This is a genomic window from Brevibacterium renqingii (assembly GCF_017808105.1).
GTDB classification, from domain to species: Bacteria; Actinomycetota; Actinomycetes; order Actinomycetales; family Brevibacteriaceae; genus Brevibacterium; species Brevibacterium renqingii.
Map to the genome: position 1 here is coordinate 189761 of NZ_JADBHF010000004.1, position 23925 is coordinate 213685.

21 protein-coding genes are annotated in these 23925 nt (G+C 63.9%); 7 read left to right on the plus strand and 14 right to left on the minus strand.

The window, feature by feature from the left end; genetic code table 11:
• Positions 1-13 precede the first annotated feature (13 nt).
• Together IHE57_RS06110 and IHE57_RS06115 are read left to right on the plus strand one after the other, a co-directional pair.
• A complete protein-coding gene (locus tag IHE57_RS06110; RefSeq protein ID WP_209371688.1) occupies positions 14-1324 on the plus strand; it encodes an MFS transporter in 1311 nt (436 codons plus the stop codon).
• A gap of 64 nt (positions 1325-1388) precedes the next feature.
• Positions 1389-2444, plus strand: coding sequence for an alpha/beta hydrolase fold domain-containing protein (locus IHE57_RS06115; RefSeq protein ID WP_253719945.1), 1056 nt, complete (start codon positions 1389-1391; stop codon positions 2442-2444).
• Between the two features lie 87 nt (positions 2445-2531).
• On the opposite strand, the gene IHE57_RS06120 is transcribed toward IHE57_RS06115, so the two are convergent.
• The 4 genes from IHE57_RS06120 to IHE57_RS06135 form a co-directional block, all read right to left on the minus strand.
• The gene (locus IHE57_RS06120) at positions 2532-2708 is read right to left on the minus strand and encodes a hypothetical protein (RefSeq protein ID WP_209323607.1); all 177 of its coding nucleotides are present in this window, start codon (positions 2706-2708) and stop codon (positions 2532-2534) included.
• Between the two features lie 69 nt (positions 2709-2777).
• Complete coding sequence (locus IHE57_RS06125; protein WP_209371693.1) at positions 2778-3704, minus strand: YihY/virulence factor BrkB family protein; 927 nt, start codon at positions 3702-3704, stop codon at positions 2778-2780.
• On the minus strand, positions 3646-4020 hold the full coding sequence (locus IHE57_RS06130) for an MGMT family protein (RefSeq protein ID WP_209371694.1): 375 nt from the start codon (positions 4018-4020) through the stop codon (positions 3646-3648). The genes IHE57_RS06125 and IHE57_RS06130 overlap by 59 nt, the downstream gene beginning before the upstream one ends.
• Complete coding sequence (locus tag IHE57_RS06135) at positions 4017-5102, minus strand: AI-2E family transporter (RefSeq protein WP_209371695.1); 1086 nt, start codon at positions 5100-5102, stop codon at positions 4017-4019. The genes IHE57_RS06130 and IHE57_RS06135 overlap by 4 nt, the downstream gene beginning before the upstream one ends.
• A 160-nt stretch (positions 5103-5262) precedes the next feature.
• On the opposite strand from IHE57_RS06135, the gene IHE57_RS06140 reads away from it, so the two are divergent.
• Entirely contained in the window at positions 5263-6402 is a 1140-nt protein-coding gene (locus IHE57_RS06140) for a phosphatase PAP2 family protein (RefSeq protein ID WP_209371696.1), read from the plus strand.
• Here IHE57_RS06140 and IHE57_RS16320 read toward each other — a convergent pair.
• Both IHE57_RS16320 and IHE57_RS06150 read right to left on the minus strand, forming a co-directional pair.
• Positions 6344-7180: a phospholipase D-like domain-containing protein gene (locus tag IHE57_RS16320; RefSeq protein WP_209371697.1), complete on the minus strand. Its 837-nt coding sequence runs from the start codon at positions 7178-7180 to the stop codon at positions 6344-6346. The two genes, IHE57_RS06140 and IHE57_RS16320, sit on opposite strands and share 59 nt — an antisense overlap.
• Positions 7152-7784, minus strand: coding sequence for a phospholipase D-like domain-containing protein (locus IHE57_RS06150; protein WP_209371698.1), 633 nt, complete (start codon positions 7782-7784; stop codon positions 7152-7154). Before IHE57_RS06150 ends, IHE57_RS16320 begins: the two co-directional genes overlap by 29 nt.
• A 269-nt stretch (positions 7785-8053) precedes the next feature.
• Between IHE57_RS06150 and IHE57_RS06155 the strand changes: the two genes are divergently transcribed.
• Together IHE57_RS06155 and IHE57_RS16675 are read left to right on the plus strand one after the other, a co-directional pair.
• Positions 8054-9778, plus strand: coding sequence for a DEAD/DEAH box helicase (locus tag IHE57_RS06155; RefSeq protein ID WP_209371699.1), 1725 nt, complete (start codon positions 8054-8056; stop codon positions 9776-9778).
• Entirely contained in the window at positions 9775-11247 is a 1473-nt protein-coding gene (locus IHE57_RS16675; protein WP_209371700.1) for a cryptochrome/photolyase family protein, read from the plus strand. Before IHE57_RS06155 ends, IHE57_RS16675 begins: the two co-directional genes overlap by 4 nt.
• A gap of 69 nt (positions 11248-11316) precedes the next feature.
• Here the strand turns inward: IHE57_RS16675 and IHE57_RS06165 are convergent, their stop codons facing one another.
• The 7 genes from IHE57_RS06165 to IHE57_RS06195 all read right to left on the minus strand — a co-directional run bounded on the left by IHE57_RS06165 (position 11317) and on the right by IHE57_RS06195 (position 19085).
• Positions 11317-12357 carry a baeRF2 domain-containing protein gene (locus IHE57_RS06165; RefSeq protein WP_209371701.1) on the minus strand — a complete coding sequence of 347 codons (1041 nt, stop codon included), beginning with the start codon at positions 12355-12357 and terminating at the stop codon, positions 11317-11319.
• Between the two features lie 153 nt (positions 12358-12510).
• The gene (locus IHE57_RS06170; RefSeq protein WP_209371702.1) at positions 12511-12678 is read right to left on the minus strand and encodes a GPGG-motif small membrane protein; all 168 of its coding nucleotides are present in this window, start codon (positions 12676-12678) and stop codon (positions 12511-12513) included.
• A 172-nt stretch (positions 12679-12850) separates the two neighbouring features.
• The gene (locus tag IHE57_RS06175) at positions 12851-14647 is read right to left on the minus strand and encodes an ABC transporter ATP-binding protein (protein WP_209371703.1); all 1797 of its coding nucleotides are present in this window, start codon (positions 14645-14647) and stop codon (positions 12851-12853) included.
• On the minus strand, positions 14647-15564 hold the full coding sequence (locus IHE57_RS06180) for an ABC transporter permease (RefSeq protein ID WP_209371705.1): 918 nt from the start codon (positions 15562-15564) through the stop codon (positions 14647-14649). The genes IHE57_RS06175 and IHE57_RS06180 overlap by 1 nt, the downstream gene beginning before the upstream one ends.
• Positions 15561-16514: an ABC transporter permease gene (locus IHE57_RS06185; RefSeq protein WP_209323617.1), complete on the minus strand. Its 954-nt coding sequence runs from the start codon at positions 16512-16514 to the stop codon at positions 15561-15563. The genes IHE57_RS06180 and IHE57_RS06185 overlap by 4 nt, the downstream gene beginning before the upstream one ends.
• A 1-nt stretch (position 16515) precedes the next feature.
• Positions 16516-18063: an ABC transporter substrate-binding protein gene (locus IHE57_RS06190; RefSeq protein ID WP_209323618.1), complete on the minus strand. Its 1548-nt coding sequence runs from the start codon at positions 18061-18063 to the stop codon at positions 16516-16518.
• A gap of 11 nt (positions 18064-18074) precedes the next feature.
• Entirely contained in the window at positions 18075-19085 is a 1011-nt protein-coding gene (locus IHE57_RS06195) for a TetR family transcriptional regulator (RefSeq protein WP_366933867.1), read from the minus strand.
• Positions 19086-19383: 298 nt separating this feature from the next.
• Here IHE57_RS06195 and IHE57_RS06200 point away from each other — a divergent pair, with 298 nt between their 5' ends.
• Entirely contained in the window at positions 19384-21003 is a 1620-nt protein-coding gene (locus tag IHE57_RS06200) for a stealth family protein (RefSeq protein ID WP_209371707.1), read from the plus strand.
• Positions 21004-21017: 14 nt separating this feature from the next.
• Positions 21018-22691, plus strand: coding sequence for a stealth family protein (locus IHE57_RS06205; RefSeq protein ID WP_253719947.1), 1674 nt, complete (start codon positions 21018-21020; stop codon positions 22689-22691).
• Positions 22692-22708: 17 nt separating this feature from the next.
• Here IHE57_RS06205 and IHE57_RS06210 read toward each other — a convergent pair whose 3' ends face one another.
• A complete protein-coding gene (locus IHE57_RS06210) occupies positions 22709-23917 on the minus strand; it encodes a CDP-glycerol glycerophosphotransferase family protein (RefSeq protein WP_209371715.1) in 1209 nt (402 codons plus the stop codon).
• Positions 23918-23925 lie beyond the last annotated feature (8 nt).

Below are 23925 nucleotides of genomic sequence, written 5' to 3' on the forward strand. Positions count from 1 at the left end.
GGAGCACGTGCCCGTGTCGAAGAAGCCCATGCGCGAAGTCAGCGCAGCCGATCTGTCCCGAGGCAGACGGATCACACTCCTCATCCTCGTCAGCATGGGCAGCTCGATCCTGTTCGCCCCGCCCTACCTCAAGAACGTCTTCTACGATCCCCTGCTCGACGCCCTCGACATCAACAACGCTCAGATCGGGTGGCTCGTCAGCGCCTATGCGATCACCGCGACGATCTGCTACCTGCCTTCCGGGTTCATCGCCGACCGTGTCCGAGTGAGGACTCTGGCCACGACCGGTTACTTCATCACAGCGATCCTCACCTTCGTCTACGCTGCCCTGCCGAGCTTCGGCACACTGCTCGCGGTCTTCGTGGGTATGGGGCTGTCGACGATCCTCATCTGGTGGGGTGTGCGCTTCAAGCTCGTCCGGCTGATCTCCGACGCCGACGGCTATGCCCGCAACATCGGCCTCAGCTACGGGATCTACGGGGCCGTCGGCCTCGTCCTCGGCTTCGTCGAGGTCGGCATCCTCTCCGCCTTCGCCGAACGCGCCGACCTCGGCGTGCGCACCATCCTCATGATGCTCGGCGGGCTCATCTTCCTGCTCGCGATCGCCTCTCATCTGCTCACTCCGCGCTTCGCCGGTGAGATCGAACATCCCGGCGAGGGCTTCAAGCTCGCCGACCTCACGCGCGTCTTCGGCTCCCCCGTCGTCTGGCTGGCCGCAGGCACGATGTTCTTCGTCTACTTCGTCTACACGGGCGTGGCCTATACGACCCCCTACCTCTCGGCGGTCTTCGCCGCCCCGGCCGCCGTCGTCTCCACCGTCAGCGTCATCCGCACCTATGGGATCACGCTGCTGGCCGGTCCGGCCTTCGGTGCCCTGGCCACGAAGGTCCGCTCCCCGTCGCGCGTGATCATCGTCGCCTCCATCGTCATCGCCGTCGCCCTGGCGTCCCTGATCGTCATCCCCTCGGGACCGGTGCTGGTCATCGTCGCCGCAGTCGTCGTCGTCGCCCTCGGCTTCCTCGCCAACGGCTGCTACGGCATCGCCTCCTCCCAGCTGAGCGAGGGCCGGGTCGGACTCGACATGTTCGGTGCGGCCTCGGGCCTGCTCTCGGTCATCGGGTTCCTGCCCGATACCTTCTCCAGCGTGTGGTTCGGCGCGATCATCGACGACCGCGGCTCCGCGGCCTACCCGATCATCTTCACCATCCTCATCGTCTGCGCCCTGCTCGCCGCGGCACTCAGCTATGCCCTCATCGTCTGGGTCAAGCGCACCGGTGGCCAGGCCGCCGTCGAAGAAGCCGAAGAGGCCCCCACCGGATCATGAGGATCTCAGCTGTCGTACCCTGCCCTTCGGGGCCTTTCCACCAGACCGACCATCGGAGGCGCAATTGACCATCGACGAAGTCACTGCTCCCGGAGCCGAAAGCACCGAGATCCCCGCATTCATCGTCACAGCGATGACCAGCCAGATGCGGGCCGTGCTCGACACCCAGGCCGCAAGAGCGGCCGAATGCACCCAAGCAGGACGCCGCGCAGTCCAAGCCGGCATGGATACCGAAACCGCGCGGCTGGCCGCGATGCGGGCTGAGTACCGGGCCGAGCGCTCCTTCTGGAACGAGGGCGGACCGACGATGGCCGACACCGTCGACGAGGTCATCGACACCGCCGGAGCCCAGGTGCCCATCCGCATCCATCGTCCCACCGCCGAGGCGGTCCTGCCGGGGATCGTCTTCCTCCACGGGGGCGGCTTCACCGTCGGCGACCTCGACACCCATGATCGGATCATGCGGGTCATCGCCGCCGAGAGCGGAGCCGCGGTCATCGGCGTCGACTACTCGCTGTCGCCGGAGTCGAAGTTCCCACAGGCCCTGCATGAGGTCGCGGGCGTGATCGATCATCTTGTGCGAAACGGCAGCGACCTCGGAGTCGACGGATCGCATCTGGCGGTCGCCGGCGACTCTGCCGGGGCTATGCTGACGCTGGGTTCTGCTCTGCTGCTGCGCGACGATGCGGAAAGCATCGGCCTCGATCCGCGGACCTTCTCCGCCATCCGCGCTCTGCTGCTCTTCTACGGCGGACACGGTCTCGTCGATTCCGCGAGCAGGCGCCTCTACGGCGGCGGCTGGGACGGGATGAGCCGCGAGGATCTCGATTCGATCACCACGGAGCACTTCGGCTCCGCGGCGGATGCCTCATCGCCCTATGTCGATCACCTCGAGGCCGACCTGGCAGGCCTTCCCCCGGTCTTCATCGCCGCGGCGGGCCTCGATCCTCTCCGCGATGACAGTGAGGCTCTGCACGTGCGGCTCGAGGAGGCCGGCACTCCGGTCGACTACCACCTGTATCCGGGAGTGCTGCACTCCTTCCTCCACTTCGGTCGGATGCTCGATGACGCCGGAGATGTTCTCAGTCGCAGCGCCGCGTTCGCTGCCGCACACCTCTGAGGCCCTGAGCTCGGCTCCCGCCTGGTCCATGTGACATAGAATGGCCCGGCACCTGTTGGCAGGTGCCGGGCCATGTGTTCGGGGACGTCAGTAGTGTGCCGGCGGGTCGCTGGCAGGAAAGGACTCCTCCTCCCACTCATCGACCAGATCGTCCTCGCGCTTCTTGCTGGCTGAATCGGTGCCGGGCTTCTCCGCGATATCGTCTCTGGCCTCTTCGGGGACCTCGGTCGGTGTCTTCTCGTTCTTCTCGTTGTCGTCTGACATGAAGACCATCCTTTCTCGGGTATGCCACTATGCTGTCATCGTTTCGTTCAACACGGTAGGGGCTTATTGTCATCCGGGTGCAAAGTCATCGCGTCGCCCGGGCTGAGAACGGGTGAGGTTCGTCGGCTGCCGGGTCGCCCCTTCCCCGGCGTCGCCCGCGACCCTCTGCCGCTCGCGTTCGATCTCAGCATCGAACTCGGCGCCGAGGAGCAGGGCGAGGTTGACCATCCACACCCAGGCGAGCCCGACGATCACTCCCCCGATCGACCCGTAGGTGACGTTGTAGTTGCTGAAGTTGTTGATGTAGAGGACGAAGCCGAATGACACGGCGAGTAGGGCGATCAGAGCGATCAGCGCACCGAGGCTGACCCACCGGAACCTCGGCTGCTTGACGTTCGGGGTGACGTAGTAGAGCAGGGCGATGAGCAGCATGATGAAGAAGACGAAGATCGGCCATTTGGCCACGTTCCAGATCAGCAGGGCTGCCGGCCCCATGCCGATGAGCCCGCCGAGCGATTCCGCGATGGGCCCGGACAGCACGAGCAGCAGTCCCAGGGTGGCCAGGACGATGAGCGTGAGCACGGTCATCAGCAGCATGAGCGGCTTGAACTTCCAATAGGGCCGAGTCTCCTCGACCCGGTAGACGGTGTTCAGAGCTCGGCCGAATGCGCCGATGTATTTCGACGAGGACCAGATCGCCAGGGCGAGGCTGCCGATGAGGGTGGCACCGGCCGATGACGATTCGGTGAGTTCGACGATGATCGGTCGGATCGCCGAGGCGGCCTCGGCCGAGACATCGTGAGCCAGGGACAGCACCGCCTCCGTGGTCGACTCGGCTTCCCCGACCACGCCGAGCAGAGACACCATGGCGAGGATCGCTGGTGCCGCGGAGAGCAGAGCGTAGAAGCTCAGGCCGGCGGCTCTGTCGAGGCACTCGTCATCGAGCAGACGTCGCAGAGCGCCCTTGACGATGCGCATCCGATTCAACGCGGTCATCCGTGCCGTCCTCCACTCTGTTCGCATATCGGTGTGCCCTCATGTCCACCCGTGCCCCGTCGAACCCGACGCCCTCCGCCTGCAGGAGGCTCGGCGCAGTGCCTGAATGACATGTGGCCGGGGAGCCGTCGGCATAGACGACCCGCCACCATGGTGCCCGGTCGGCATTCATCCCCACCAGGCGTCCGGCCTGTCGCGGACCGATTCCGACCATTTTCCCGATGTCACCATAGGTGGCCACTGCACCTGCCGGCACCGAGCGGACGGCATCCCGGACAGCGAGATGCCTCTCGTCGTCCCCGTCAGCGTGCTTCATCCCATTCCCACCTTGTAGTCCTTGGCCGCGCGGATCATCGAGTTGAGAGTCGCGATGACCGGCACGGAGAAGAACGCTCCGGCGATGCCTGCGACCGCCGCTCCTGCTGTGACGCCGAGGATCACCGCCAGAGGATGGATCTTCACTGTCGGTCCCGTCAGCCACGGCTGCAGGACGTGGCTTTCGAGCTGCTGCACGACGATGACGATTCCGAGCATGATCAGGCCGTGCACCCAGCCGTTGAAGAGCAGCGCCAGACCGACGGCGACCGCGCCGCCGACGATCGCTCCGACGAACGGCACGAAAGCGCCGAGGAAGACCACCGTGGCGATCGGGACCGCCAGTGGGACGCCGAGGATCAGTGCTCCCACCCCGATTCCGATCGCATCGCTGGCCGCGACGACGAGCTGGATCCGGATGAAGTTCGACAGCGTCTTCCATCCGGCCTCGCCGGCGGCGGAGATCCGCGCATGCGCCCTCTTCGGCCACACATGGATGACCCAGGTCCAGATGCCCCTGCCGTCGATGAGCGCGAAGAGGGTGACGAACAGGATGATGATGACGCCTTCGATGACGTGAGCCGCTGTCGAGCCGACTTCGGCGGCGCCTGACCCGAGTCCGGCGGCGTTGTCCTGCAGCCACTGCCCTGAGGAGTCGACGAAGTCGTTGAGCTTGGATTCGGTGAGCCCGAACGGCTGCGTGGCCAAGAACTGCTTCGCCGCATCCAGAGACGTCGCCACCTGCTTCTGAATCGCCGGGATCTCGCTTCTGACCTGGAAGGTGATGAGGAGAATGAGCCCGGCCAGCAGGCCGAGGACGACGACCCAGACACTGACGACGGCCAACCATTTCGGCCACCGATGCCGCTGCAGGAACGACGACAACGGGACCAGGAGGGCCGAGAGGACGAGTCCGGCGAGGAACGGGACGACGATCTGCGCGACCTGCAGAGCGATGAAGACCGCGACTGTGATTCCTGCAACGATCACCAGCAGGTATCCGGTGAAACGGGCACCGAGTTTGAGGCCCTCGGGAATCGGATCATCGCGATTCGGAGGCGCGTTCAGCGAACCTTCTGTCATGCATCAACACTAATGCCGCGAGGCACACAATGGGTGGCCCGTTTAACTCAGAGCGCCGCCTCCTGTCAGCGAGCACCAAGAGAAATCCGACGAAGCGCTTAAACAGAGTTAATAGGGTGTCCCGATGACCCGAATGCGACGCTGGCCCTACACTTTCGCCATGGCGCTCGCTCTCCTCATCGGAGCGATCGCCGTGGTCTCTTCGCTCTATCTCGATCTGCCGCTCAAGGATCCCGACGGGTTCCTCGGCCCCTCCTTCATCCGCCTGCCCCTGTTGGCTCTGGGGTTCGTCGGAGCGGGGCTCGTCGTGGAGGCACTGCGCAGAAGCGGCTGGCGGCAGCTGCCTGGCACGATCGTCGAGATCGTGAAGAAGGAGTGGAACGCCCACCGTGTCCTGTGCATCGGCGCCGGGCTGCTGAGCTTCTACATCTGCTACGTCGCCTACCGCAACCTCAAGAGCGATCTCCCGATCTACCGAGAGGGCACTCTCTACGACCGGCAGCTGCTGCAGCTCGACCACTGGCTCAGCGGCGGGAACAACCCGGCTGTGCTCCTGCACGACCTCTTCGGCACCGAGATCATGGCGAATGTGCTCTCGATCGCCTACCTCGCCTATCTTCCGCTCATCCCGATCAGCCTCGGCGCGTTCCTCGTGCTCAGCCGCAATCACGCCGTCGGAGCCTGGTACGCGACGACATTGTGCCTCAACTGGGTCCTGGGCACGATCAGCTACTACATGCTGCCCTCGGTCGGACCGGCGTTCAGCCGCCCCGAGCTCTACAGCAGCCTGCCCGACACCGGGGTCAGTCGGCTGCAGGACGCACTCATCTCCGCTCGGCTCGACTTCCTCAGCAATCCTGCCGGCAGCGAATCGATCCAAGGGGTGGCCGCGTTCGCCTCACTCCATGTCTCCGTGACCTTCGCCGCCGCACTGTTCATGATGCGCACAAACCAGAAGCGACTGATCAAGACGATCACCTGGGTCTTCTTCGGTGTGACCATCGTGACCACTCTCTACTTCGGCTGGCATTACATCCTCGATGACATCGCCGGGATGGGCATCGGATGGGCATCGGTGACAGTGGCCGGCTGGGCCACCGGCCATGGGAGAAGGCGCAAGCCGCAGCCTGCGGAGCCGATCGACGCCTCGACTCCCGAGGCCGCCCCGGCTCCCAATGCCGTCGAGACGAATGTTAGCTCGCTCGAGGCCGAGAAGCGGTCCCTCGTCGAAGCCGTCGAACTCAGCCCTGAGGCCGATCTGTCGCAGCCTCAGGATGCACCCGCACGCCGGAGCGCCTGACCGAGCGATCGTCGGATTTCCGCTCTCCGACGACGACGTCTTCGCAGTCATCCTCACTGGTGATCTCGACCGTCGCGCTGCTGATCAGTTCGTCATCGAAATGGCGGATGAAGTCGTTGTAGACGGTTTCGTCGCCGAGGATCCTCACCATGTTCTCGTCGTTGCGCCGCAGCGACAGCTTGTTGAAGTTCCCGCTGCCGGTGAAGACGACATGACGGTGGTTGCCGCCGTTGTAGTTGCCGCCGATCGTCATGTTCTTCTCATGGATGCCCTCATCACTGTCCTTGCCCTTTTCATCGCGCGGGAACGTGCGGATGCGCAGGTTCGTCGGAAAGTCTTCGGTGAGGGCGGTGCAGACATCCTGGCTCATCCGGTTGACGACGATGTCGACGTCGCAGACCTCCGCCTTTTCGGCCAGTGCCGTGGCAACCTCCTTCCTCGTGATCGACCACATGCCGACTCGGATCTTCGTACTCGGCTGCGCATCACAGTCGACGACGCCCAAGGTGTTCTCCGTCGTGTCGCCGTCCGCGCGCGGAAAGAAGTAGCTCTTCGTCGTGCCGGAGATCTCCGGCGGGTTCGACTCGTAGTAATCGGGGTCGGCCTGCGAAGGATCGACGGCAACTGCACTCAGCTGCCCGAAGTATTCGTGGAACCGTTCGAAGAGAGAGCTGCCGCCGAAGCCGATGTCTGCCGGATCCTCGACGTGGGTGTACATGCTGTTGAACCCGCCCGTCCCACCGATCGAGTCATTGCTGAGGTTGGCTGAACTGGTCACAGCGACACGATCGTGTCCCAGGGTGCTGGAGAAGAGGTAGAACTTGTTGTTTGCAGCCCGTGTCTGCGCCGTCAGGTCCAGCGACAGCTCCCTCACCGCCCTCCTGCCCGCAGACCCGTATCCACGTCCTGGAGTCGGCAGAGGCGTTGAATTCCTTCTGGAGATCTCGGAATTCCCTCTGCTGCGCCTCGCTGCCGGCAGTGAGCATGCCGTGGTCGACAAGCACCCGCACGTGGACGCCTCGGCTCACGGCGTCGCGCAGTGCGCTGTAGATCACCCGATCCCTCAGGCGGTACTGGGCGATCTCAATCGATTCGTCCTCGCCGGTGCCGTCAATCATCGTCTTCACCTGCTCGACGAGCTCATCGCTGCCGGGCGAGTTGAAGGTCCCTCCTGTCGTCAGCTGCGGCGCCGCCGACGCCGGTCGGGCGTCGTGCGGGCCGCCGGCGGTCCCGAGCAGACCTGAGACGAGGGCGCAGGCAGCAGCAGCGGCCAGAAGCCTGAGACCTTGTCTCGCTTCTCGTGCGGTTCTGCGCTGTGCGGTGATTCCGTGGGCGTGCATCGAGAGCCTCCTCGCTGAAACTCCTTCAGTGCGGCAGATCATGTCGGCGGTTCAGATGTCGCCGTGCGATCCTGATGACACCGTCATTGTTTCCACAGCGGATGACCGTGTCGAGACGACGACGAACCTCAGGGCCGGGCCCGCGAAAGCTGATCGCCGTCTGCCGATGTATACTGGAGTCACTTGTGAACCCGTTTTCGGGTTCCCTGCGTCGTCAGGACGCCTCGTCACTGCAGCTGGGTGAGATCGCCCGCGCAAGTTTCCGAAGCCGTTTTCTCTCGGCGATCGAGAGCGCCGACAGCGCTCATTCCATGACCGGAAGCGGCTGCCTGCCACCAAACCACGGCACCGGCACGCCCTCCGGCACGTCGAAGGGCCACCCCATCACTACTTCACAGACACGCACCACCACTCGCAACTCCTCGCGTTCCCGCAGCGGCGCGAGCACCGCAGCTGCCGCGAAGCCCGTCACGTTCGCCGACCTCGGCGTTCCTGCGCAGCTGACCGAAACGCTCGACCGCGAAGGCAAGACCTCCGCCTTCCCGATCCAGCAGGACACCCTCCCGGACACCCTGGCGGGTCGGGATGTGCTCGGCCGCGGCAAGACCGGCTCGGGCAAGACCCTCGCCTTCTCCATTCCGCTGGTCGCGCGCCTGGCCGGCTCGCAGACCTCCGGCTCGTCACGAGCCCGCCTCCCCCGCGGTCTCGTCCTCGCCCCCACGCGTGAGCTCGCCACCCAGATCACCAATGTCATCGACCCGTTGGCCCGCGCCGTCGGTCTGAAGACGACGACGATCTTCGGCGGCGTCAAACAGAAGCGCCAGGAGGACGCCCTCAACGCCGGCGTCGACATCGTCGTGGCCTGCCCGGGCCGCCTCGAGGACCTCCTCCAGCAGGATCTGCTCAGCCTCGATCACATCGAGGTCACCATCCTCGACGAAGCCGACCACATGGCCGACCTCGGATTCCTGCCCGGGGTCACCCGCATCCTCAAGCAGACCCCGAGCGAGGGGCAGCGGATGTTCTTCTCGGCCACACTGGACAACGACGTCGACAAACTCGTCCGTCGCTTCCTGCACAATGAAGTCCTCCACTCCGTCGACGAACCGACTTCCCATGTCTCGGCCATGACCCACCACGTGTTCGAGGTCGACGTCGACGACAAGAACGAACTCGTCCACAAGCTCGCCTCCGGCACCGGCCGCCGGATCCTCTTCACCCGCACCAAGCATCGGGCCAAGCGCTTCGCCCGCCAACTGACCGCTCAGGGCATTCCGGCCGTCGACCTGCACGGCAACCTGTCCCAGGGTGCGCGCGACCGCAATCTCGCTGCGTTCACCGACGGAGATGCGAAGGTGCTCGTGGCCACTGACATCGCCGCTCGCGGAGTCCACGTCGATTCCGTCGAACTCGTCGTCCACGTCGATCCCCCGACCGAACACAAGGCCTACCTGCATCGTTCGGGCCGCACCGCCCGGGCCGGCAGCGCCGGCGATGTGGTCACGGTCATGACGCCCGACCAGCGCAAGGACACCCAGACCCTGCTGCGCAAGGCCGCCATCAAGGCCGCCCCGCAGAAGGTCACGGCCGACTCCCCCGAGGTGACCGAGCTCGTCGGTGAGATCGCCGAGTTCATCGCCCCGCAGCCGCCCCAACCCAAACAGCCTGCTCGGCAGTCCGGTCAGGCGGAAGCAGCAGGACAGGGACGCAAGCGTCGGCCCCGCCGCAGGCGCGGAGGCCGGGGCGGTCAGTCGTCGGAGACCGGCAGCGGTCGTTCACAGCAGAGCACGCGCGGTGGTCAGCAGTCCGCCCGCAGTGGTCAGCAGACCGCGGGCGCCGGCAGGAGTCAATCGCCGGAGCATGGCCGCGGCGACAGGAGCCAGCGTCAGAGCCGTGCCCGGAGTACCGGAGGCGATCAGGCGTCCCGTCCGTCGCGGAGTCGGCGGTCCTCTCAGGGACGCGGAACGAGCGCAGCCACCAGGATGAGCCACCGCAGCCGAAGCGACAGCCGAGAAGCACAGCGCTCCCGGGCGTGAGCGCAAACGACGGCCACGAGCATCTCACGCTTGTCTGGTTCCGAGACGACCTGCGCGTCGACGATCACGAGGCACTGACTGCAGCCCGCGCCGAGGGGCGAGTGATCGGACTCTGGATCAGAGAGCGTCGCGACGCCTCCGGTCTGGGGCCGCGCCCTCTCGGCGGGGCCTCCCGCTGGTGGGCACACGAGTCGCTGCGGACCCTCAGCGACGAGCTCTCCGAGCTCGGCATCCCGCTGCTCTTCGCCGCCGGACCTGCCGAAGACATCGTCCCGCAGGTCGTCGCGGATCTGCATGTCGACGCCGTTCGCTGGTCGCGCCGCTACGCCCCTGCCTCTCGGCAGCTCGACGCACGGATCAAGGCCCGGCTCGGCGAGGTCGGCTGCGCATCACACTCCCATCCGGGTGCCGTGCTCGTCGAGCCGTGGACGGTCAGCCCCCAGAACGGTGGACACTACAAGGTCTTCACACCGTTCTTCACGGCCGCCCGCGATCGAGAGGTCGGAGAGGTCCTTCCTCGTCCGCACCGGCAGGAAGCGTTCTCCGCTGCTTGGGCCGCATCGGTGCGCTCCCGCCGGTGGGCGACCGACCTCGACGGTCTCGGCCTCGTCGACGAAACAGGTACAGGCACAGACGATTCCACCTCGGCCCGGACTCCGCGGTGGTGGCAGACCACTGTGGCAGAACACTGGGAACCCGGTTGCCGGGCGGCGACGGAGAGTCTGCGCAGACTGGCCGATGGCATCGACGACTATGCCGACTCGCATGACTTCCCTGCCGATCCCGACAGCACGTCCCGGCTGTCCCCGCGGCTGCGATTCGGTGAGGTCTCCCCGAGGCAGGCGCTGCGGACGGCGCAGGACCTGCCGGAGGTGCGTGAAGACGATCGTCATGCATGGGTCCGTCAGCTCTATTGGCGGGAGTTCTCCTGGCATCTGACCTATCACATTCAGCACATCGAGACCGAGCCGATCCGGTCGGAGTTCACTAACTTCCCCTACGAGGACGACCCCGAGGCACTCGAGCATTGGCAGAACGGGACGACAGGGGTGCCCCTCGTCGATGCCGGCATGGCTCAGCTGTGGCAGACCGGGTGGATGCACAATCGGGTGCGGATGGCCACAGCAAGCTTCCTCACGAAGAATCTGCTCGTGCATTGGTGGCACGGAGAGCAGTGGTTCTGGGACACCCTCGTCGACGCCGATGAAGCCAACAACCCGGTGTCGTGGCAGTGGGTGGCCGGGTGCGGTGCCGATGCGGCTCCGTATTTCCGGATCTTCAACCCGGAACGGCAGCGAGAGCGCTTCGACCCCGATGGGGAATACGTCGACACATGGATCGGGCAGGGTCCGGGCAGCCGCCCGACGGCAGAGCGCTCGCTTGCGGGCTCCGAGCCGATCGTCGATCTCAGACAGTCACGTCAGGCGGCTCTGGCGGCCTATGACCGGATGAAGAGCGGAACAGAATGAGCGCGGCTGCGACCGCACGATTCACATGCTGTCGCAGCCGCGCTTCGGATCAGAGCGGCGCGCTTCGGGTCAGTCGGCCAGTGCCGCACCGACGTCGTACCGAAGGATCGCAGCGATCCCGTCGCTCATCGGATCGTGGCTGAGCCCGATCTCCGCGGAGGAGAGGATGGCTTCGGCGACGATTTCTGCTTCTCCTTCGGATGCTTCGGCATCGTCGAGCAGAAGGGTCGCCACCGCGCCGCGGCGTACTGCCTTTTCGACTTCTGCGCGTCCTTCGACCGCGCGGTCGTGTGCCTTGCTCTCGCCCAGTCGGTCCGAGTTCTCGGCCTCGCGTTCTTCGGCGAGCTTCGTCACCAGCGTCCTGATGGCCACGTCGATCGCTTCTTCGGCGCCTGCGTCTTCGTCGCCGCCTTCGGAGATCTCGTGGAGCATCTCTTCGGCTCTCACCGACAGCTCGGCCTTGACGACGGTTCTGCCCTGCACCTCTCCGGCCAGGACGAGCGCGTCCGGTGCATGGTCCGTGATGAGACGGTCGACGAAGTCGGCCACGGTGCGCGCGTTGTCCTTGATGATCTCGTCGACACGGCGCCGGATCTGGTTGTGCGAATACGCGCCTCGGCGGGGCTTGTTGATCTCTTCGTCATTGTCGCCGGTCACGTGGACCCCGTCGTTTTCACTGCGTTCGCGGTCCGGGGTCACGCTCAGCTCACGGACGTTCGCTCCGTCCTGGCCGGCGATGACGAGGATGACATCGAACTGCCGGGATTCCTGTCGGAGGAAGGCTCCGAGTTCAGGCACCTGGCCGTAATGTGCCGCGTCCCCATCTCCCAACGCCGCGTCCCAGTGCTCATCGAGCAGAACGCCCTCCGAGGTCGCCACGATGATCCGGCCATCGGTGTGCACCTCGGTGGGTTCGTCGACGAGGACGACGGCGTCGATGGATTCGAGCAGAGACTCGTCTGCCCCGTTGTCGGACAGCTGCTCGCGCAGCTCTTCCCAGCGCAGACGGATCTGCGTGGCAGCGTCAGCTGAGGGAGAACGTCCTTCGAGATAGACCGTGGCATACGGTCCGCCTTTTTCGTAGATCGTGCGCAAGTGACTGTAGTTCATCGCTTGTTCCTCCTCAGAATCTGCGGATCATCTGACGGGCCCGCGAACGGGACCCGCCACGCTCTGCGCGGTGACCTCAGCCTGTCATCGTCCACTGCTCCTGTAAACAACCTTGACAATCTGGGGCAGCACCTTTACGTATCCGAGTCGGTCTCAGCTCCGTGGGCCGGCTGGGGGTCCTCCGAGGAAAGCAGTCAGCATCGGGCCGACGATAACGGCGGCGACGAGGAGGGCGATGCCCCATTTGTATTCTTTCCGGAACAGAGCGAGGACGCCTGACAGCGCCATGATTCCGGCGATGATCCATAGAACGATGAGCATGACTCTCTCCTTCGCTCCCTGCGGTTGGAGGTGCCACTCGTCGGCTCACCCAACCACACGGTGGTTTTCATCGTGACACGCTCTCATTCCGATGACAATGGATCGATGGGAATACGCTCCGGCAACAGAGCGGCCGGGAGGACGGTCATCCCGTCCGACCCGGCCGCCTGACTCAGAACTTCGGAACGTCGGAGATAAGCGCGCGGGTGTACTCGTGCGAAGGGTTCTCGAGCACCTGCGCCGTGGGCCCGTAGTCGACGATCTTGCCCTTGTTGAGCACCGCGAGGTTGTCGGCGATGTGCCGCGACAGCGCGATGTTGTGTGTGACGAACAGCATCGCCAGCTGCCGCTCGGCCCGCAGGGTCCGCAGCAGCGCCACGATCGAGGCCTGCACACTGACGTCGAGGGCCGAGGTGATCTCGTCGCAGACCATCACCGAAGGCGCATTGACCAGGGCGCGGGCGATCGCGGCCCTCTGCCGCTCGCCTCCGGACAGGTCGCCGGGGCGCCGGTGGTAGAACGACCGACCCAGACGCACCGAATCGAGCGCCTCCTCGACGGCGGCCTTGCGACTGGCGGCCGTGCCGTCACCGCTCATCTCCAGCGGCACGGTCAGCGACTGCCCGATCGACCGGCGCGGGTTGAGTGAGGAGAACGGCGATTGGAACACATACTGGATGCCCACCCGCTGCTCGTTCGTCCGCTTCCTGGTCGAGCGCGCCAGCTCCGTCCCGCGCAGCCGCACCGAGCCCGTGTAGTCGTCGTTGAGTCCGGCGACACACTGCGACAGGGTCGTCTTGCCCGAGCCGGATTCGCCGAGCAGCATCGTGCACTCCCCCGGCTCCAGGACGAGATTGATGCCGTCGAGGATCTGCGCCTTCCCGTAGGCGAGCGCAATGTCCTTGACCTCGAGCAGCGGAGCATCCGCCGAGGCGGCTCCCCCACCCGCGGCCCCCGCCGAGGCGGCCGCGGCCCCGGACTCGGCGGTCGAGTCCTCATCCGCGGAGTCCTGCCCCGCAGCCGAGCCGTTCGCTCCGGTGGAGACGAGGATGTGCGTCTTGTCATCGTCCTCGGGCGCCGTCTTCGCCTCGGCGGCACCGTCGCCGATGGTTTTGCGGCCATCGAGGTCGGGCACCGCGGCCATGAGCATCTTCGTGTACTCGTGTTCCGGATGGTCGAGCACCGCATCGACAGGGCCTTCCTCGACGAGGTCGCCGCGCAGCATCACGGCCACCCGGTCGGAGATGTCCTTGATCACCGCGAGGTCGTGGGTGATGTAGAGGCCGGCGACGTTGTTGGCCACTGTCATCTGCCGGATCGTGTCGAGCACGACCGACTGGGTGGACACGTCCAGGCCGGTGGTCGGTTCGTCGAGGATGAGCACGTCGGGATACATGGCGAACGCCATGGCGATGCCGATGCGCTGCTGCTGGCCGCCGGAGAGCTGGTGCGGCCACCGCTTCTGGTAGTCCTTGTCCCCGGGCAGGCCGACGTCGACGAGCACCTCGGCGACCCGCTCTGTCCGTTCGGCCTCGGAGGAACCGAACTGGTGGATGTCGAGGACCTCGCGGATCTGCTCGCCCACGCGCATGGCGGGGTTGAGCGACAGGGCCGGGTCCTGCGGGATATAGGCGATCCGCGACCCGCGCAGGGCGCGCACGGCCGCCTCGTCGAGTTCGACGACCTCGACGGCGGTGGCATCCCCGCGCGGCCACAGGCTCACGGACCCGGATTCGAACTTCAGACCATCGCGGAAGTGGGCCATGCAGGCCAGCCCCGCCGTGGTCTTGCCCGATCCCGATTCGCCGACGAGGCCGAGGATCTCTCCGCGGGCGAGAGTGAAGTCGATGCCGTGGAGGATCTCATCGCCGGCGTTGGTGACGACCTTGAGGTCGGTCACGCGCAGGACGATCTTCTCGTTCGGTTCGTTCGCGGCATCGTGGCGAACGGTCTCTGTCTTCGGGCTCATCATGCCTCCACTGAAGTCGATGCGGTGGCTCGGGCGAAGGAGTCCGCGAGCAGGTTGGTCCCGATGGTCAGCAGCGCGATCGCGATGACCGGCAACAGCACACCCCAGGGTTGGATGCTCAGGGCGATCCGGTTCTCGTTGATCATCAGACCCCAGTCGGCAGCCGGCGGCTGCAGGCCGAGTCCGAGGAACGACAGGGAGGCGATGTAGCCGATCGAGTAGGTCAGGCGCAGCCCGGCCTCGACGCTCAGCGGTCCGGTGATGTTGGGCAGCAGCTCGCGCAGGAGCATCTTCCACCGGGGCATCGCGTACATCTCCGCAGCCTTGATGTAGTCCTCGGTGATCACGCCCAGGGTCGCCGACCTGGCCACACGGGCGATGCGCGGGGCGTGGGTGAGGCCGATGACGGTCACGAGCACCCAACCCTGCGGGCCGAGGACTGTGATCGCCAGCAGCGCGAACACGAGCTGCGGGATGGCGAGGATGACGTCGTTGAGGCGCATGATGATCGCATCGAAGCGACCGCCGATGTAGGCGGCGAGCATGCCGATGAGGGCACCGACGACCATGCCGAGCACGGTCGCGAGCACCGCGTAGACGATGAGGGTCAGCCCGCCGGCGATGAACCGGGAGAGCACATCGCGGCCGAGGTTGTCGGAGCCGAAGAGCCCGTAGGGGCTGAAGGGCTTCGCGACGAACTCGGTGGCAGTGTTCCCCGTCGCCCAGGGCAGCAGCAGCGGCCCGCACAGAGCGAGAGCGACCACGACGATGGTGATGGTCAGACCGATCTTGCCCTGCTTCTGGGCCAGCACCCTCTTATAGAAGGGCACATAGGTGGTCAGGGATTCCTTGGGCACCTCGGCGGCGTCGGTGGCGCCGGCCTTGAGGTCGCCCAGGCTGTTGGCATCGGTGCTCATGCTGCGCTCCTCAGTTTCGGATTGGTGAGGATGCCGACGACATCGGCCGCCAGGTTCACCACGACGTAGACGGCGGCGACGAGCATGGAGATCGCCTGGACGACCTGCACGTCACGATAGGTCACCGCGTCGATGAGTGCTTGGCCGAGTCCCGGGTAGCGGAAGAGGAACTCGACGACGACCACACCGCCGGCCAGCCAGGCCAGCTGGATCGCCACGACCTGCGCGACCGGGCCGAGTGCGTGGGGCACGGCATGGCGCATGATCACTCGCTTCTCGGGCACGCCCTTGAGGCGGGCCATCTCGACGAAACCGGAGTCGAGGACCTCGATCATCGTCGCTCGCATCATCCGCACGATGTAGGGGGTGACGACGAGGACGAGAGTCAGAGTCGGCAGGATCAGCTGTTGGGGTCTGTTCCATACCGGCTCGCCCGGCGGGGCCAGGGTCACGGCGGGCAGGATCTGGAACACCGAGGTGGCGAAGATCGCGATGAGGCCGATGCCGATGACGAACTCGGGCATCGCCGCGAGCACGAGGCTGATGCCGGTCATCGCCTGGTCGCGCCGACCGCTGCGGTGCAGGGCCTGGTACACGCCGAGGCCGATGCCCAGGGGCACGGAGATGACCGCGGCCACGCCCATGAGGATGAAGGAGGCGCCGATGCGCTCCCCCAGCAGTTCGGCCACGGATCCACCGCTGGCCGAGGAGGTTCCGAAGTCGCCGACGAAGAGTCCGCCGAGCCAGGTCAGGTACCGCAGCCAGGCCGGCTTGTCGAGGCCGAGCTGTTCGTTCAGCGCGGCGATGCGTTCCGGGGTGGCCTGTTGGCCGAGGATGGCTCTGGCCGCGTCGCCGGGCAGCAGCAGGGTGGCGCCGAAGACGAGCAGCGAGACTGCGATGAGGATGAAGGCGGAGAAGATCAGCCTGCGTACGATGACTTTTCCGAACATGTCACACCTTTCCGATCCACACGCGGTCGAACCGCCAACCGCTCAGGGGTCGTCCCGTCGAGTTGGGGACGAGACCGCCGACGTATTTCTGGAAGGCGTCGACCTGGTTGGCGAAGCCCCAGACGATGTAGCCGCCTCGGTCGTAGAGGATCTTCTGCAGTTCGTGCTCCATGTCGCGGCGCTCGCCGGGATCGGGGATGGCACGGGCTTTGTCGAAGATCTTGTTGAATTCCGGGTCGTCCCAGTGGGTTTCGTTGAATGGGGACTCGCTCAGTGCACAGGAGATCACCTGCGGCATGAAGTCGCGGGTGTACCAGAAGTCCTGAGCGAAGTCCCATTGCAGGTACCCGTCGCCGAAGAACGTCGTCGCGTCCACCTTGCGGATCTTGACCGTGATTCCGGCATCGGCGGCCTGCTGGGCGAAGACCTGCGCGGATTCGACGGCGCCGGACTGGATGGGGGCGGTGACGAGTTCGACTTCGAGCCCGTCGGGGTAGCCCGCCTCGGCGAGGAGCTTCTTGGCTTTGTCGATGTCCTGTTTGCGCTGCGGGAAGTCCGGGTAGTTCTCGCTCAGGGGCCCGAACATGTCGTTGCCGACGGTGCCGAACCCGGACAGGACCTGTTCGATCATCTGCTCGCGGTCGACGACGAGTCGGAAGGCCTGGCGGACCTTGACGTCGTCGAAGGGCTTCTTGTCCACGCGCATGGTGAACGGCAACCACATACCGGTCTCGGAGTTGAGGATGTTCATGCGCTCGTCGGCGTCGATGACCTCGACCAGAGACAGCGGGATGCCGGCGATGGCGTCGACCTGAGTCGACAGCAGAGCGTTGATGAGCGCATCGTCGTCGTTGAAGTTCAGCACCTCGACCTCGTCGAGGTACATCTTGTCGTAGTCGAAGTAGTGCTCATTGGGCACGAGCACCGTCGACTGTGCGGGGGTGAAGGATTTGAGTTTGAACGGTCCGGAGCACACCGGGTTCTCCGGATCGTAGCCGACCGGCACGATGGCCGCGGTGTATTCGGCCACGGCGTCGTTGAACAGGCCGTTGGGTTCGGTCAGCCGGAATTCGACGGTGCGCTCGCCGGTGGCGACGACCTTGTCGAGCATGGTGAAGTTCGCCGCTGCGGTCTTCGGGTCATCGGGGTCGGTGATGCGCTCGAAGGTGAAGATCACGTCCTCGGGCGTGATCGGCTTGCCGTTGGAGAACTTGATGCCCTTCTTCAGGGTGCAGGTCCACACCGTGGAGTCGCCGTTGGCTTCGAAGGACTCGGCCAGCAGCGGCACGACCTGGGAGTCGTCGTCCCAGCCGTAGAGGGCGTTGTAGAGGTTGACGGCGCGGCAGACGTCGCCGTTGTTGACGGGGATATGGGCGTCGACGGTGTCGGCGGAGTTGCCGCCGGTCACGCCCACTCGCAGGGTCCCGCCCTTGACGGGGTCGCCGGCGTCGATGGCGCCGACGGTTCCTCCCCCGCAGGCGCTGAGGCCGGCGAGCGCGGTCACGGTCAGCCCGGCTCCCAGCGCTTGTCTTCGGTTCGGTGTGTTCATGTGCCTTCTTCCTACTGCGTCAGTTCGGGACAGCCCGGTGCGGTGCCCCGTCCTTTCGTCTGGGTTGGGAGGTCATCGGTGAGGATGTGGGCGTTCAGGTAGTTCTCGAGCATGCACAGGGCTTCCTCGTCGGTCAGCGGCATCTGCTCGGTGCTGCGGGCCACGCCGAGGCCGTCGATGAAGATCGACAGGGCTTTGACGATGAGTGCGGTGTCGCCGGTGCGGATCGTGCCTTCGCGTTGTCCGGCGAGGACGACCCCGGTCATCATCTCCAGCCATTCGCCGTAGACGCCGGCGAGGTTGGCCCGCGCGTCTGCGTCGGTGGACGCCCGCGCCCAGCTCTGGATCCAGATCGACCACACGCGCCGGATGCGCACATCGACGCCGGCGTGCATGCGGGCGAAGCGGCGCAGCACGGAGACCGGGTCGGAGGGTTCGTTGAGATCACGGGTGCGGCCGATGACCTCGAGCGAGTAGCGCAGGGCCGCCTGCAGCAGCTGGTTCTTCGTCCGGAAGTGGTAGTTCACCGCCGAGGCGGTCAGTCCGCTCGCGCGGGCGACGTCCTCGGTGCGGACCTTGTCGATGCCGCGGTCGGCGTAGAGCTCCCACGCGGCGGCGATGATCTTCGCCCGGTTGCGGGTCCCCTTCGACATCCACGGCTCTTCGACCACCGGGGCATCCGGCGCCTCGGTCTCGTCCGAAACCGACGCCGAGCTCAGGGCTTCCGTTGCTTCCCCGGCCTCTTCCGGTCGAGCTTCGGAGACCATATGTCGCCGAGGCGGCCGTGTCCTTCGTCCGGTCGTGAGCCAATCGGTGGTGACGTCGGTGAGTTCCGCGATGCCTGAAATCTCCTCGACTCGGAACTTCCGCGTGCCGGCCAGCGATTTCGAGAGTTTGCTGGCGTCGAGGCCGATGTGGCGGGCGACTTCGCTGTGGTTGATCCCGGCGCTTTTGATGGCGCTGCGGACACGGCCCACCAGGCTCTTCTGTGTGCTGTGCGCACTCTCATTCGTCGTGACCACCACTACAGTGTGCCGAGAAGTTGCGATTTTGGCAAGACTTACAGGGGCTTTTGGTAGTTGTTTGTTATACGGCGCCTCACAGCCGAGGGTCTCTGCTCGATTTGGCGGGCATCCATTTGAGGCCCCTCGGCAAGTTGATGGGTCTTCTTCAGTACGAAACGATAGAGTCACATCCAACATGCCTTGGCGGAATCCCCACTTATTACCCGCCCGGCCTCTGAATTCCGGTAAAACGCAAGGAGGCGTTGCCAGATTGTGGTATTCACCGACGTCAGTGCGTTCGTTCCTGGCGGACAGGATGACCCCCGAACGCAAGGCCTGGTTCTCCAGAACACGGCACGGTGAGCAAAAGTGGCAGAGGTCGATCGCCCGCCGCGGACGAGCGTTGCCCCGATCAGGCTTGCCCTCAGTGTTAAGCTCCTATGATGCTCGTGAAGAGCAAAGTCAGGCCCTTGCAGCCGTGCGCACAGTGTTGGCCGACGCCGGTATCGAATTCGTGGAACTGCCTCGATTGAGCCACTTTCGTCCGACGCTCGTGGTCGACGAAAAGAACACTGAGGCTGTACTGACCGCTCTGCTGACGTGGCTGCGCGCGCGGACCGACTGGAACGAATCTGAAGCCCGCGAGAACTGGACGATCCGATACCGCAACGTCCGGGGTACGAAGCTGAGTCTCAGAACAGTCCGGAATAGGCCCGATAAAGTCGGCAGCGTCACATGTCTCCGACGACGTCACGCCGCTAACGGCAGGGAATTGACCACCCCGGAGCAGACGCTCACGGTGGAAATGTGGAAGAAGACAGGGGATGACACCCCTCGCACCGATGGTGCTTACCATCTTCCAGGGACGCTGCTCCGACGGCAGACAGATCACACACTCACGGTCGATTACATCGAGCCGACTGTCTGGCACGATGCTTTGCGCAACGGCAATCGGCTCCGCTTGCCCGCCCCACATCTTCGCGTATTACATGAACCGGTCGACATCGTCTATACCTGGGTCGACGGCTCCGACCCCTCGTGGCGACGACGAATGAGCGCCACCCGAGACAGTCTCGATCTGAGAACCACAGAACCGAGTTCGATCGCCGAGTCGCGGTTCACCTCACGTGATGAGCTGAGATATTCTCTGCGCTCTCTCGAGTACTACGCTTCGTGGGCGCGTCACGTCTTCATCGTCACCGACAGTCAAGTTCCCTCGTGGTTGGACACTGACCATCCGAAGCTCACCGTGATCGACCACCGGGATATCTTCTCTGATCCGAGCATTCTCCCGGTCTTCAACTCGCACGCCATCGAATCCCAGCTTCACCACATCCCCGGGCTGGCGGACCATTACCTGTACCTCAACGACGACTGCTTCTTTCTCCGCCCCACCGACCCTGAGCTGTTCTTCACCGCCAACGGGCTGACCAAACATTTCCCCTCGATTGTGCCCATCGACATCGGGGGCTGGACTCCGCGAGATCTGCCCATCATCTCGGCGGCAAAACAAGGACGAGACCACGTTCTCGAAAAGTACGGCAACACGGTCACTCACCGCTTCAAACACACTCCGCACCCTCAGCTGCGTCCGGTTCTTGAGGCGATGGAGTCCGAAGAGCCTGAGCTGTTCGCCAACGTCGCGGCGGCACCATTCCGGTCTCCTGAAGATGTGTCGATCGCATCGTCTCTTCACCACTTCGACGCGTTTGCCCGGGGACTGTCAATCGAAGGACGAATCGGATACCAGTTCGTCGATCTCAGCGAACCTGACCTCGAGCTTCGCCTGCTCAGAGTCGCACGACGCACCGATCTCGATGTCTTCTGTCTCAATGAGACCACTTTGTGCACCGGATCACGTGAGACCATTGACCGAGTCGTAGGCCAATTCATGAATGCACGTTTCCCGTCTCCCTCCACCTTCGAATTGCAGTAGACGAAAGGACCAACATGGATCGACGATTGATCACCAAAGCGGCAGGGGTCACGAAACCGTTGGTTATCGGAGTTGCCGGCGAGAAACGCTACCTCAAGCTTCGCCGATTTGGATTGAAACGTCTGCGGTCCTTCAATCGCCAGAGGCAAGCTGCAGAACGTCTCAAGTCAGAGAAACTCGGCTTCACGCTCAACCGAGAAGTCACTCGGCACGGCGGATTACTCACCGAACTCGTCGATGAGATGACGCCGGCGGCCGCAGCCAAGGCGAACTTCGACTTCACTGTGGAAGCACTCGACGCAGGCGAAGTCAGATGGTGGCTGGTCGAAGACTATGCTGGCCATGGCTATCGCATTGGCGTCCATGTCGAGGACAAGCCCCGAGTGACGGCTGCCCTAGTGAGAACAAACCTGGTGAGACCGATCTATGCCAGGTCAGGCCGTGCAAGAACTGTCGCCCTCTCGTCGGTCACTGATTTCGCATTTGACCCCGCCACGACCGTCATCACAGTGACTGCACCGAAGAAGATTCGGGACTCCAACTGGTCGTTCGGGTTCAGATTCGGGTGTTCGATCGAGCTCTGGACGACCACGGCGACGGAATCACGTGTCGTGATCGAGGCTCCCACCGAGAACCGTGCCGCGAAGCTGATGTCAGAAGCGGAGTTCGACTTGGTCCCTTCGGCAACAGCAGCGGGCCGAGGATGTCTGATTCCTGCGGTCCTGAAAGCAACGATGCTCGAGGACATCACTTTCCCGATAGATGCCGTCTATACCTGGGTCGACGGCGCAGATCCGCGGTGGATAGCATCGAAACGACAACTCGAGGCACACTTGACCGGCCGTGAATATCATCCGGAAGCCAACCACGACGCTCGGTTCGAGTCCAAAGACGAATTGAAGTTCTCACTTCGCTCGTTGGAATACTTTGCTCCGTGGTTCAACAAGATCTACATCGTCACCGCGGGCCAGGTACCTTCATGGCTGGACATAGATCATCCGCAAATCGTCATGGTCAACCATGATGACATCTACGATGATCCGGCACATCTTCCGACATTCAACAGCAATTCGATAATTTCCAGGCTGCACCACATCCCCGGATTGAGTGAGCACTTCATTTATCTGAACGACGATGTGATGTTCGGCAAACCAGTGCGCCCGCAGGACTTCTTTCTGCCCAACGGTACGGTCAAGGTCTTTCCATCTCGCAACCATCGTCCGTTCGGCGCTCCGACGGCGGAGGACGGACCACATTTCAACCTTACGCGGAACATCCGCCAATTGCTGCGCGAAGAGTTCGGGGTGACGGTTACCAGGGCTGTCAAACACACGCCGTACGCAATGCTCAAGAGCGTGCATTTCGAAATGGAGGAGAAGTTCCGCAGCGTCTACGAGCGCACATGGGCCAGCCGGTTCCGGCACCATGACGATATCGTCGCCGACCAACTGTTCCACTACTACTCACAAATAGTCGGAAAATCTGTCGCCACCTCGATCACGTACCGCTATATCAATATACGCGACGACAACTATCGCTGGGTCCTGCGAGAGACGCTTCGCCAGCGCAATCGCTCAACTCTGTGTCTCAATGATGCTCCAACCGAGGACGTTGAGCCTCTCAGCGACGAAGAGGTCATGGAGTTCCTCAACGCTTACTTCCCAGTCACCAGCAGCTTTGAAGTTTGAACAAAAACCAGATCGATCTACCCGTTGGCGGCAGCTCTCTGACTTTCGATTCTTTCATCGATCGCCTCGCCGACGGCTTTGATGAATGCCGCAGTCGACTGCCCCTCCGCGTGTGTGCCGAAATAGTGGGCTTTGAGCCTCCGCCGAGTTGCGAACGCTGATTCTTCCGACCGCACTTCTTCGAGCATCTGTGGGAGGTCCCGGATCGTGTCTGCAGATATTGCGGCAAGCTCTGCGCCGATCGGAGACGATTCCCTCATTCTGTCCGAGTCACTGTGGCGATCTGTCAGAATCAGGCCCCTGTCGGTGTGCAGATAGAGGAAATCGAGTCCGACGCTGGAGACGTCTGTGACGAGAACATCGACGTCTTCGAACAGGTCGAAGATCGCGTGGTCCGTGGAGATCACATGCCTGCCGTCGTCAACGTTGGCCGAGCCCAGCAGCTGCCGGATCTCTTCGTCTGCGCGCTGAACCTCGGATTCGCCCATCTCTGCCATCCGTGGGTGCGGGCGATAGACCACTCGGACGCCTACTGCCAGCAGCTGCTGAATGATGTCGGGACCGAGGAGGTCGAGTGAGGTGAAATTGTTCGCTTCGTTCTCACCCTGCCAAGTAGGAGCGTAGAGAACTGTCAGTCGATCGTCTGGCGGGAGAACCGACGAGAAACTACCGTCGAGAGGTGGTCGTCCGATCGATACCAATTTGTCCTGGTCGAGCCCCCACAGTGCTCGCAGACAGCGCTCTTTCGCTGCTCGGCCCGCTACAAATATCTTGTCGTATGCCTTGAGCTGATTCGAGATCGAACTGGTCTTGTCACTCTCGCCATGGTCAACATGCACGTGGATGATCGACGGTTCTGCCATCGACTGAAAGTTCCGCATGCTGTTGTTGACGTAGATCGCCAGTTTGTAAACACCGGCCGCATACAGGTCGATGAGATCCGGTTGTGTCTCTGCCAGCACCAGCGGAAGGCTGGTGAGCCGCTTGGCCTCCGCAAAGGAAGCCGCATTCCTCATAACGACGACCACTCGTCGACTTCGGTCGAGACGTTCAAGTGCCGGCAGCCACTGCTCCAGTTGGTACAGCTTGTCTGGACTGTCCCCGAAATAGGCGACGACATCTGCTGACCGACTGGGACCGTGCACGTGGATACCTTTACGGCGGGCTGGACCGCTGTCGCGGACCAGGGACTTGAGATAGCTGCCGGCGTTGGAATCCAGCAGCACTCTCGCCG

What these genes read in the sequence shown, in the direction of transcription:
- IHE57_RS06120 (WP_209323607.1), bottom strand. Translation starts at nt 2,708, where the DNA reads ATGTCAGACGACAACGAGAAGAACGAGAAGACACCGACCGAGGTCCCC.
- IHE57_RS06125 (WP_209371693.1), bottom strand. Translation starts at nt 3,704, where the DNA reads ATGACCGCGTTGAATCGGATGCGCATCGTCAAGGGCGCTCTGCGACGT.
- IHE57_RS06130 (WP_209371694.1), bottom strand. Translation starts at nt 4,020, where the DNA reads ATGAAGCACGCTGACGGGGACGACGAGAGGCATCTCGCTGTCCGGGAT.
- IHE57_RS06135 (WP_209371695.1), bottom strand. Translation starts at nt 5,102, where the DNA reads ATGACAGAAGGTTCGCTGAACGCGCCTCCGAATCGCGATGATCCGATT.
- IHE57_RS06140 (WP_209371696.1), top strand. Translation starts at nt 5,263, where the DNA reads ATGGCGCTCGCTCTCCTCATCGGAGCGATCGCCGTGGTCTCTTCGCTC.
- IHE57_RS06150 (WP_209371698.1), bottom strand. Translation starts at nt 7,784, where the DNA reads ATGATCTGCCGCACTGAAGGAGTTTCAGCGAGGAGGCTCTCGATGCAC.
- IHE57_RS06155 (WP_209371699.1), top strand. Translation starts at nt 8,054, where the DNA reads ATGACCGGAAGCGGCTGCCTGCCACCAAACCACGGCACCGGCACGCCC.
- IHE57_RS06165 (WP_209371701.1), bottom strand. Translation starts at nt 12,357, where the DNA reads ATGAACTACAGTCACTTGCGCACGATCTACGAAAAAGGCGGACCGTAT.
- IHE57_RS06170 (WP_209371702.1), bottom strand. Translation starts at nt 12,678, where the DNA reads ATGCTCATCGTTCTATGGATCATCGCCGGAATCATGGCGCTGTCAGGC.
- IHE57_RS06175 (WP_209371703.1), bottom strand. Translation starts at nt 14,647, where the DNA reads ATGAGCCCGAAGACAGAGACCGTTCGCCACGATGCCGCGAACGAACCG.
- IHE57_RS06180 (WP_209371705.1), bottom strand. Translation starts at nt 15,564, where the DNA reads ATGAGCACCGATGCCAACAGCCTGGGCGACCTCAAGGCCGGCGCCACC.
- IHE57_RS06185 (WP_209323617.1), bottom strand. Translation starts at nt 16,514, where the DNA reads ATGTTCGGAAAAGTCATCGTACGCAGGCTGATCTTCTCCGCCTTCATC.
- IHE57_RS06190 (WP_209323618.1), bottom strand. Translation starts at nt 18,063, where the DNA reads ATGAACACACCGAACCGAAGACAAGCGCTGGGAGCCGGGCTGACCGTG.
- IHE57_RS06200 (WP_209371707.1), top strand. Translation starts at nt 19,384, where the DNA reads ATGACCCCCGAACGCAAGGCCTGGTTCTCCAGAACACGGCACGGTGAG.
- IHE57_RS06205 (WP_253719947.1), top strand. Translation starts at nt 21,018, where the DNA reads ATGGATCGACGATTGATCACCAAAGCGGCAGGGGTCACGAAACCGTTG.